Below are 9,185 nucleotides of genomic sequence, written 5' to 3'. Positions count from 1 at the left end.
TCCACGCGCGGGGGCTCATCGCACGAGCGCCTCGTTGCGGCAGATGAGCGCGCGCCGACGCGCACGCTACGCGGCAGAGGCGGACGCTACTGCCTCAGTTCTCTGGAAGGCTGACCGAATGAGCGAAGTCCGGACTGTCGTTGTGGCGAAGGGCGTTGCCCCGGATGGGGAGCCCTGGACGCTCCGCTACGCGCCTGAAGGCGAGCGGGGGTATCCACACCACCTGGCCCTCTTCGTGAACGGGGCCGAGCGCGAGAGCGGGTCCGGGTTCGACGTCCCCGGGACGACTGAAATCGGGTTCGGCGGTGGGCTAACACCTGGAGAGGGAAACTACTACCTGTACGGGCTCACCACCTCTCGTATCCGGACTGTGCGTGCAGAGAGTCACGACGACGCCCGACACTCCGAGGCGTCAACGGCTGCATTCCCTGTCGAAGCGACAGCGGGCGGGGACGCGCTGCGCATCTTCGTCCTGGTTCGGCCCGCGATCGAAGACGTGACTGCTCTTGTGGGCCTGGACCAAGCCGGGCGCGAAGTGCAGCGAATACCCCTCATTGGGCCGCCAGAGCGGTCGTAGCAAGCGCCCGACCATCGGCACGACCGCGCACCACCAGCGGCCTGGCCGGCCCGGTGTTGCTACCTTCGGGGTCCGCGCGGCCCACGACGAGGGGAGCCAACTTGTCTGGCACACCATCAACAGAGTTCAAGCGGTTCCGTGCACTGGCGACCGTCGGGGCGATTCTGCTCCTCGCATCATTCCTGCTGTTCCAAGCCGGCCGGTCTTCGAGCTTTCTAGTGGCGCTCGCGCGCCGTAGCCAGCATCCTGGGGGCATCGACGTTCCTCATCGCCGTTGCGTTGAGGTGGCGTGGTCCACGGCAAGACGCACAGCGTTGACCGGGTGAGAGCACAGCTCCGCCCTGACATCGGTAGGATCGCGCACTACCTCGCGGCATCATCGGGCTCCGCCCTCAACGCGGATCAGATCAGCGCGTCGGCCTGTCCTCAGCGCCTGCGAGGACGCGTGTCCGGAACCCGTAACATGCAGTACCCACGCAGTTCCTTTGCGCACGTGATGTCAGGCGTGTTCGCAAGCGGCACCATGCAGTGCCCACGCAGTTCCTTTGCGCACGTGATGTCGTGGCTTTGTTGCAAGCCACTAGAAGACCGCGACGGGCGAGCATCGTGAGAACGGCCATCGGCGTCGGGCGTGCTGCACGCGCTCATCCCTATAGGCGTAAGCAATGCGGCGACGAAGAGGCGACGAGACGTCGTCAACATGGCTTGCTCCAAGTCTCGGTGACTTCGCTGAAGGATACCCCTGATCGGGTGCGGCGCCTCCTCCTGGAACAGCCTTAAGCAGCGAGCACCAGCGCGTCCGCTCATCGGCATGAGCGGGCGGTTGATGTCACCACGTGCTGCGAGGCGGTCATCGCCGTCGCAACTGTCGGCAACGGCCGAGAACTGAGCCGTCTCTCCCGCTGCGGACCGAAGCGAACGCCCGGCTTCACGCCCGCGGATCGATCCACGCCCCGGCGCGACGGACTGGATGCACTGCACGAGAAACGCCACTTTCGAACGTCGGATCGCCTCATTTTCGAGCGTTGCCGACACGCCACCCTCTCGGCCTACGTCGCCGCGCGCCCGCTCACGGACCTTCAAGGGGCAGGAAAGCAGGGTTTCGCTACTCGGGTCAGCAGGCGGGCGGCAGCTCCTGTCAGCATCTCGATGCCACGGCGAGCGACCGCGAACGATGCATAGCCGATGCAAACAAAGTGCGAAACGGCCCGTGATCTGCGTTTCCGCAGGTCACGGGCCGTTCTGCTTGCTCCCCCGGTTGGACTCGAACCAACAACCCTCCGATTAACAGTCGAATGCTCTGCCAGTTGAGCTACAGGGGATCGGTGCAGCGCGCACACAGTAGCAAGGCGCTCGTGGCGTGAGAAATCGAGGTCCCTAGCGGCCCTCGACCTGCTGCCGAGCCGCCGTGAGCGCCTCCTGGGCAACCTCCCGGACGGCCGGGTCGGCGGGGTCCACGCCCTCGTCGTACTCGAAGAACCAGCGCAGCTCCTCGCGCCCCGAGGGAGCCCGACGCGCCACCACGCGCAGGTGCCGCCGGGGCGCCACCCGCACCTGGTGCTGGTAGACCACGCTGGCCGTCACCCGCTCGCGGACCAGCTCGAGGAGCCGGGTGGCGCCCTGCAGCTCGACCCGGTGCTCGACACGTTCCTCGCCCCACGAGCCGAGCTCGCTGACGCGCAGGGTCCCGGTCTCGGCGTCCCAGTCGGCCGCCTCGACCTGCTCCCACGGCAGCCGGCGCACCGGGCCGCCGTGCAGCGACAGGTAGAGGGCGTCGCGGGTGCCTCCGGCCACGGCGTCGTCGGTCTCGGCCCAGGCCAGCAGCCGCTCGCCGCGCGCGACGTCGAGGTCGGGCCGGCCGGAGCCGGGCAACGAGAACCTCATGTGCCCACCACCCGGTCGCGCAGCGCCCGGCGGTGCTGCTCGAGCGCCGCCAGCTCGCCGAACATCCGGTTGTAGGACTCGGGGTCCTCGACCGGGTTGGTGCGCTGCAGCCGCGACTTCACCTCGGTGATCCGTCGCGCGGCGGTCAGCTCGAGGAGGCGCAGCACGTGGTGGCCGACGTACGCCGCGTCGGGCTCCTTGTCGGTCAGCAGCGGCTCGACGGCCAGCATCGAGATCGCGGCCAGCACGTCGGGGTCGGTGGTGGCATCGCGCAGCCGCCCGGCCCAGCCGGGGTCGCCGGCGCCGGCGGCCGGGCCGCCCGCCGCGGCCACGACCGCCCACACGCCCCGGTAGGTGGGGTGGGTGAAGTCGTCGGGGCCGATGTCGGCGGTGCTGCGCCCGATGGCCATCGGGTGCTGCACGACCAGCTTGAGGGTCTCGCGCTCGAGCTCGAAGCGCGGGTCGCGCAGGTCGGGCAGCGCCTGGCGCACCGGAGCCGGCGCCTCCCCCGTGCCTCCTGGGCCCCCTGGGCCCCCTGAGCTCGTGCTCGCGGAGTCGCGCCGGTCGGGCCGACCCGACTTCTGGGGGCCTCGCGCGCCCGCCCGACGCACCTCGGAGCGGGCCTCGTCGGGGTCGGTGCCGACCATCTGCGCCAGCTCGCGGGCGAAGGCGTCGACCTTCGACTTGTCGCGCACGCTCGTGACCAGCCTGGCGCCCTCGCGCAGCGCGTCGACCCGGCCGTCGGCCCGGTCGAGGTCGAAGCGGGAGACCACGTTGGAGAGCACGAAGCGGTAGAGCGGCACCCGCCGCGCGACCAGCTCCCGCACCGCGGCGTCGCCCTGCTGGATGCGCAGGTCGCAGGGGTCCATCCCACCGGGCTCGACGGCCACGTAGGTCTGGGAGACGAAGTTCTGGTCGCCGCCGAAGGCGCGCAGCGCGGCCTTCTGCCCGGCGGCGTCACCGTCGAAGGTGAAGATCACCTCGCCGCGGAACTCCTCGTGGTCGTTGAGGAAGCGGCGCAGCACCTTGGCGTGGTCGTCGCCGAAGGCGGTGCCGCAGGTGGCGACCGCGGTGCCGACCCCGGCGAGGTGGCAGGCCATCACGTCGGTGTAGCCCTCCACGATCACGGCCTGGCTGGAGCGACCGATCTCGCGGCGGGCCAGGTCGATGCCGTAGAGCACCTGGCTCTTCTTGTAGATCGGGGTCTCGGAGGTGTTGAGGTACTTCGCGTCGATGCGGTCGTCGTCGAAGATCCGCCGGGCGCCGAAGCCGATGGTGTCGCCGGAGGCGTCGCGGATCGGCCACAGCAGCCGGCCGCGGAACCGGTCGTACGGCGAGCGGCCGACCGCGACCAGCCCGCCGGTGGTCAGCTCGTCGACGCTGAAGCCCTTCTGGCGCAGGTGCTTGAAGAGCGCCTCCCCGTCGCGGGGGGCGAAGCCGACGCCGAAGGTCTGCGCCGCGGCCTGGTCGAAGCCGCGCTCGTCGAGGAACTGGCGGGCCACGAGGGCGTCGGGCGTGCCGAGCTGGTCGGCGTACCAGGCCTGCGCCGCCTTGTTCGCCTCGATCAGCCGGCCGCGCTGCGGGCCCTTGGGCTTCTCGTAGGTGCCGTCGCCCTCGTCGCGCATCAGCGCCACGCCGGACTTGTCGGCCAGCCGCTCGACGGCCTCGCCGAAGGAGAGCCCGTCGATCTTCATCACGAAGCTGATGACGTCGCCGCCCTCCTGGCAGCCGAAGCAGTGGAAGAAGCCGCGGGAGGGGGTGACGTGGAAGGACGCGGACTTCTCGTCGTGGAAGGGGCACAGCCCCTTCATCGACCCGCCACCGGCGTTGCGCAGGGTCACGTACTGCGAGACGACCTCGTCGATACGGGCCTTCTCGCGCACCTCGGCGATGCTCTGCTCGCGAATCCTGCCCACCACGTCGGCGATCCTACGGGCGGGCGGGCGCGCTCAGTACTCGCCCGTCATCTGGTTGTGGAGGGGCTCCCCCGCGGCGTACCTCTCGAGCTGCTCGCGCACCAGCCGGTGGGCCCGCGGCCACATCGCCGAGGTGGCTCCGCCGACGTGCGGGGAGACCAGGAGCCCGGGCGCGTCCCACAGCGGGTCGTCGGCGGGCAGCGGCTCGGTGTCGACGACGTCGACGGCCGCCAGGAGGCGCCCGGCGTGCAGCTCGGCCAGCAGGTCGGCGGTGACCACGACCGGGCCGCGGGCCATGTTGACGACCAGCGCGCCGTCCTTCATCCGGGCCAGCAGGTCGGCGTCGACCAGGCCGCGGGTCTCTTCGGTGAGCGGCACGATCAGCACCACGACGTCGGCGCTGGGCACCAGGTCGGCGAGCTCGTCGAAGCCGTGCACGTGGCCCCGGCCGGTCTCGCGGGCGGTGCGGGCGACCTTCACGACCTCGCACTCGTTGGGCAGCAGCCGGTCCTCGATCGCCTGGCCGATCGCGCCGTACCCGACCAGGAGCACCTGCTTGTCGGCCAGCGAGGGCCGCCACCGGGTGTGCCACCGGCGCTGGCCCTGGTCGCGCACCATGCCGGGCACGTCACGCAGCGCGGCGAGGACGAGCGTCAGGGTCAGCTCGGCGGTCGAGGTGTCGTGGATGCCGCGGCCGTTGCACAGGGTGACGCCCTCGGGCACCCGGCTGCGCACGTTGTCGACGCCGGCGCTGAGCGTCTGGACCACCTCGAGGCCGCTCATCCGCTCCAGCACGTCGCCCACCTGCGGGCCCATGGCGTAGGGCGTCACGTAGAACGCGACGTCGCCGACCGAGTCGGGCACGTGCTCGCGCGGATCGACGACCTCGTAGCGCAGCCCGCTCGGCACCTCGCCGAGCTCGGCGGGGTCGAAGGGCAGCCAGACGAGCCGGTCACGCTGTTCGCTCATGTCGCGAGGCTAGCCGCGGGCGCGCAGCAGCTCCCAGCGCGCCACGGCGCTGGCGTCAGTGAGCGAGGCGACCTGGTCGACGACCACGCGCAGCCGACCGGCGTCGTCGCCGGCCTCGCGCCAGTCGTCGGCGAAGGGCCGGTCGAGGGCATCGGGGCCCTGGTCGAGCAGCAGCGCGACCAGCTCGGCGACGAGCTCGCGCTGGCGCACCATCACCGCGATCCGGTCCTCGGCCTGCATCACGTAGTGGGCCGCGACCCCCTTGAGCACCGCGATCTCCAGGCGGGTGCGCTCGGGCACCACGAGGTCGGCGCGGTAGCGGACGAAGGGGCCGTCGGCGGCGGCGAAGGTCGCGGCCTGCACCTCGCCGCAGAAGCGGCCGATCAGGTCGCTGGTGAGGTTCTTGAGCGCGGCCAGGCTGCGCCGGGAGGCGTCGTACGCCGTGGCGGGCCACGAGCCGACCGAGCGGAGCCCGGCGAGCACCTCGTCGAGCACGTCGTCGTCGGCGCCCGGCTCGTACCAGGAGCGCACCGTGGCCCAGACCGCGGCGGTGTCGAGGTCGGTCAGGTCGACGCGGCCCGCCACGGTGCCGTCCTCGACGTCGTGCACCGAGTAGGCGACGTCGTCGGCCAGGTCCATCACCTGCGCCTCGAGGCAGCGGCGTGCGCCGGAGCCCGGCACCGGCGCGCGCATCCAGTCGAAGACCGGCAGGTCGTCCTCGTAGACGCCGAACTTGTGCACCTCGCGCGGCGAGCCGTCGGCGTGCACGCCGCTGGGGGCCTCGGCGGCACCCCGGGCCCACGGGTACTTCGTGCATGCGTCGAGGGTGGCCCGGGTCAGGTTCAGCCCGACCGATCGGCCCTCGGCGTCGATGGTCTTGGCCTCGAGCCGGGTCAGCAGCCGCAGCGTCTGGGCGTTGCCCTCGAACCCGCCGCAGGCCCCGCTGAGCTCGGCCAGCACCCGCTCGCCGTTGTGCCCGAACGGCGGGTGGCCCAGGTCGTGGGCCAGCGCGGCGGTCTCGGCGATGTCGGGCAGGCTGCCCAGCGCCCGCGACAGGTCGCGCGCGACCTGGGCCACCTCGAGGCTGTGGGTCAGCCGGTTGCGCACGAAGTCGTCGCTCTGCGGGCCGACCACCTGGGTCTTGGCCGCCAGCCGACGGGAGGCCGCGGCGTGCACCACGCGGGCGCGGTCGCGCTCGAAGGGCGTGCGCTCGGGCGCGTCGACCCGCTTCGGGGGCTCGGGCACCAGGCGCTCGCGCGCGTGCTCGTCGTACAGGTCCAGGGCGTCCATGGCGCCGCCACCCTATGCGGTGCCTCCCCCCTAGACTCACGCCGTGCTGCCCCTCGGAGGACCGGAACCCGCGACCTGGGACGCCCTCGCACTGGCGGCGCGCAACCTCTTCGCCACCCACGCCTGGGCCAGCACCTGGTGGGCCGAGTACGCCGACGGCGCGACCCCGCACGTGCTGGTCGACGACCCGGCCGATCCCCGGGTGGTGCTCCCGCTGCACGTGCGCGGGCGGGGGCTGCGCCAGGTGCGCTGGATCGGCCACGGCCCCGCCGACCTGCTCGGGCCGGTGTGCGCCCCCGGGGACCTGCCGCGCGCCGCTCCCCTGCTGCGCGCCGCGCTGGAGCGCGGGGACCTGCCGGCCGACGTGGTGCTGCTGCAGGACTGCCCGGTCGCGCAGCCCTGGTGGGAGCCCCTGGGGGCGCGCGCCATCAGCACCGAGGTCAGCCCGGTGCTGCGCTTCGCGGCGGACCAGACGTGGGAGTCGTGGCTGGCCTCGAAGAGCAAGAACTTCCGCGGCCAGGTCAACCGCAAGCCCCGCACCCTCGAGCGCGACCACGACGTGGTGGTGCGCCTGGCCACCGCCGAGACCCTCGAGGCGGACCTCGACGCGCTGTTCGCGCTGCACGCGGCCCGGTGGGAGGGCGACAGCCCCCTGCTCGACCCCCGCCAGCACCGCTTCACCCGCGCCTTCGCCGCGCTGGCGCTGGAGCGCGGGTGGCTGCGGCTGTGGTCGATGGACGTCGACGGCCGCTGCGTCTCCTCGCTGCTCACCTTCGCCTTCGGCCCCGACGTCTACTGCTACCAGTTCGGCCGTGACCCCGGCATGGACCGCGATTCCGTCGGGTTCGTGCTGCTGGTGCACGCGGTGCGCGACGCGCTCGAGCAGGGCGCCCGGGAGTTCCGGTTCCTGCGCGGCGACGAGGACTACAAGTACCGCTTCGCCGACGCCGACGCCCCCGTCGGCACCTTCGCGCTGCCCCGCGGGCTGCGCGGCCGCGCCGCCGTCGCGGTGGCCGCGCGGCGCCGCGCGGGCGAGGGCTGATCAGGCAGCTGCAGAGGCCGGGACGTGCGGCGACTGCTCCACCAGCCGGGTGGTGCTCCTGACCACCAGGATGCCGAGGACCGCGGCGGCGACCCACAGGACCGACCCCACCACGTCGGACAGGTTGGCCGAGGCGATGGCGGAGATGGTCTCGGAGTCCGAGGCGCCGGCCCCGCTGACCAGGGCAGCGGTGACGCGTCCGGCGATCGAGGCGCCGACCACGCTGAGCCACCACGCCAGGACGACGTCGGACTGGCGACCGAGGGTGCTCTGGCTCGCCACCCGCACGTCCTCGACCACCTGGTAGGGCCGCACCAGGTTGAGGAACGGCACGAACCACCCGCCGATCGCCCAGCCGGACCTGTGCTCGAGCCGCGACGGGTCCATCCGATCGCTGCGGTGGGCCTGGAACAGCCAGGTGATCATCAGCACCAGCACGGTGAGGTGGACGAGAGTCAGCACCAGTGCGGCGACCGCGGTGCCCGCGTCGTACGCCGTGGCCTGCCCCAGGTCGACGGCGGCGGGCTCGTCGACCCACCCACTGAAGGTCCGCCAGGCCCAGAACGAGAAAGCGCCGTTGAGGAGGTTGCCCAGCAGGGCCAGCCCGAGGAGGGCCACCAAGGCCTGGGAGAGGGTGGACCAGCCTGGGCCGAGTGCGGGGCGAGAGGACTGCGTCGCGGTAGTCACGAGCGGGAAGTATGCGGCCCCACCCGTCACACGCCCAAGTCGCCGAGCGGTCACTTTCGCACCATCGACCAGTCGCTTACGAACCGACGCGATTGTCTCGAAAAAAGTTTCGATCTGCCTGTGGAAAACGGCTTCTGACCTGGTGCTTTGTCGGTGGGCCCTGAGATACTTCACTCATGTCCACCACCGCGGCGCACCCCATCAACGGGGCGCTCGCGCGCATGCACTCGCTGCTCGACGAGCTCGCCGAGGTGCCGACCTGGTCGATGAGCCAGGCAGCGACGGCGGAGGCGTTGGTCGACATTGCGCAGCTCGAGGCGAGGGTGGTCGAGCTGAAGTCGCGGACCCTCGCCCACGCCGAGACGGTGGCGGTGGCGGAGACGAATGCGTCGCCGTCGGTGGCGGTGTGGCACTCCAACGCGACGCGGTCGACGAAGCGGGACTCGTTCCGCCAGGTGCGTCTGGCGGCGGGTCTGGATCGGTACGACCTGGTGCGGGAGGCGCTGGGTCGCGGCGAGATGGTGGCGGAGCAGGCGTCGGTGATCTGCGCGGCGTTGGATGAGCTGCCTGATGACCTCGAGCCGTCGATCTTGGAGCAGGCGGCGAAGTCGCTGGTGGCGTTCGCGGAGGTCCACGACGCGAAGGCGCTCCGTGTCCTGGGGCGCCGGATCCTCGAGGTCGTGGCACCGGAGGTGGCCGAGGCGTGGGAGGCCGAACAGCTCGACCGCGAGGAGCGTGAGGCGGAGAAGTCGGCGGTGTTCCGGATGCGCGAGGACGGCCACGGCCGGATCAAGGGGTCCTTCACCGTGCCGCTGCTGGC

8 protein-coding genes and 1 tRNA gene are annotated in these 9,185 nt (G+C 71.8%); 3 read left to right on the top strand and 6 right to left on the bottom strand.

Annotation, left to right across the window (positions count from 1 at the left end; all coding sequences use genetic code 11):
- Positions 1 to 118 precede the first annotated feature (118 nt).
- Positions 119 to 577, top strand: a complete 459-nt coding sequence (locus tag ABKW28_RS22145) for a hypothetical protein (protein ID WP_261820539.1) — start codon at positions 119 to 121, stop codon at positions 575 to 577.
- A gap of 1,249 nt (positions 578 to 1,826) precedes the next feature.
- On the opposite strand, the gene ABKW28_RS22140 is transcribed toward ABKW28_RS22145, so the two are convergent.
- The 5 genes from ABKW28_RS22140 to ABKW28_RS22120 all read right to left on the bottom strand — a co-directional run bounded on the left by ABKW28_RS22140 (position 1,827) and on the right by ABKW28_RS22120 (position 6,636).
- Positions 1,827 to 1,899 (bottom strand) — tRNA-Asn (locus ABKW28_RS22140).
- 55 nt (positions 1,900 to 1,954) lie between these two features.
- Positions 1,955 to 2,461 carry a hypothetical protein gene (locus ABKW28_RS22135; RefSeq protein WP_193667347.1) on the bottom strand — a complete coding sequence of 169 codons (507 nt, stop codon included), beginning with the start codon at positions 2,459 to 2,461 and terminating at the stop codon, positions 1,955 to 1,957.
- A complete protein-coding gene (gene dnaG / locus ABKW28_RS22130; protein WP_348613343.1) occupies positions 2,458 to 4,380 on the bottom strand; it encodes a DNA primase in 1,923 nt (640 codons plus the stop codon). Before dnaG ends, ABKW28_RS22135 begins: the two co-directional genes overlap by 4 nt.
- 30 nt (positions 4,381 to 4,410) lie before the next feature.
- Positions 4,411 to 5,346: a 2-hydroxyacid dehydrogenase gene (locus tag ABKW28_RS22125; RefSeq protein WP_348613341.1), complete on the bottom strand. Its 936-nt coding sequence runs from the start codon at positions 5,344 to 5,346 to the stop codon at positions 4,411 to 4,413.
- A gap of 9 nt (positions 5,347 to 5,355) precedes the next feature.
- Positions 5,356 to 6,636, bottom strand: a complete 1,281-nt coding sequence (locus ABKW28_RS22120; protein ID WP_348613339.1) for a deoxyguanosinetriphosphate triphosphohydrolase — start codon at positions 6,634 to 6,636, stop codon at positions 5,356 to 5,358.
- 43 nt (positions 6,637 to 6,679) lie between these two features.
- On the opposite strand from ABKW28_RS22120, the gene ABKW28_RS22115 reads away from it, so the two are divergent.
- On the top strand, positions 6,680 to 7,678 hold the full coding sequence (locus ABKW28_RS22115; RefSeq protein ID WP_348613337.1) for a GNAT family N-acetyltransferase: 999 nt from the start codon (positions 6,680 to 6,682) through the stop codon (positions 7,676 to 7,678).
- Here the strand turns inward: ABKW28_RS22115 and ABKW28_RS22110 are convergent, their stop codons facing one another.
- Positions 7,679 to 8,296 carry a DUF4328 domain-containing protein gene (locus tag ABKW28_RS22110; protein WP_348613345.1) on the bottom strand — a complete coding sequence of 206 codons (618 nt, stop codon included), beginning with the start codon at positions 8,294 to 8,296 and terminating at the stop codon, positions 7,679 to 7,681.
- A 245-nt stretch (positions 8,297 to 8,541) separates the two neighbouring features.
- Between ABKW28_RS22110 and ABKW28_RS22105 the strand changes: the two genes are divergently transcribed.
- On the top strand, positions 8,542 to 9,185 hold a 644-nt coding region (locus ABKW28_RS22105), incomplete at its 3' end, for a DUF222 domain-containing protein (RefSeq protein ID WP_348613335.1).

Origin of the sequence: Nocardioides sp. 31GB23, from assembly GCF_040012395.1 — a bacterium.
GTDB classification, from domain to species: domain Bacteria; phylum Actinomycetota; class Actinomycetes; order Propionibacteriales; family Nocardioidaceae; genus Nocardioides; species Nocardioides salarius.
Note: the sequence above shows the minus strand (reverse complement) of the source record. Positions and strands in the feature narration are given on the sequence as shown.

Coding starts and splice junctions, on each gene's coding strand:
- ABKW28_RS22125 (WP_348613341.1), bottom strand. CDS start 5,346: ATGAGCGAACAGCGTGACCGGCTCGTCTGGCTGCCCTTCGACCCCGCC.
- ABKW28_RS22145 (WP_261820539.1), top strand. CDS start 119: ATGAGCGAAGTCCGGACTGTCGTTGTGGCGAAGGGCGTTGCCCCGGAT.
- ABKW28_RS22120 (WP_348613339.1), bottom strand. CDS start 6,636: ATGGACGCCCTGGACCTGTACGACGAGCACGCGCGCGAGCGCCTGGTG.
- ABKW28_RS22135 (WP_193667347.1), bottom strand. CDS start 2,461: ATGAGGTTCTCGTTGCCCGGCTCCGGCCGGCCCGACCTCGACGTCGCG.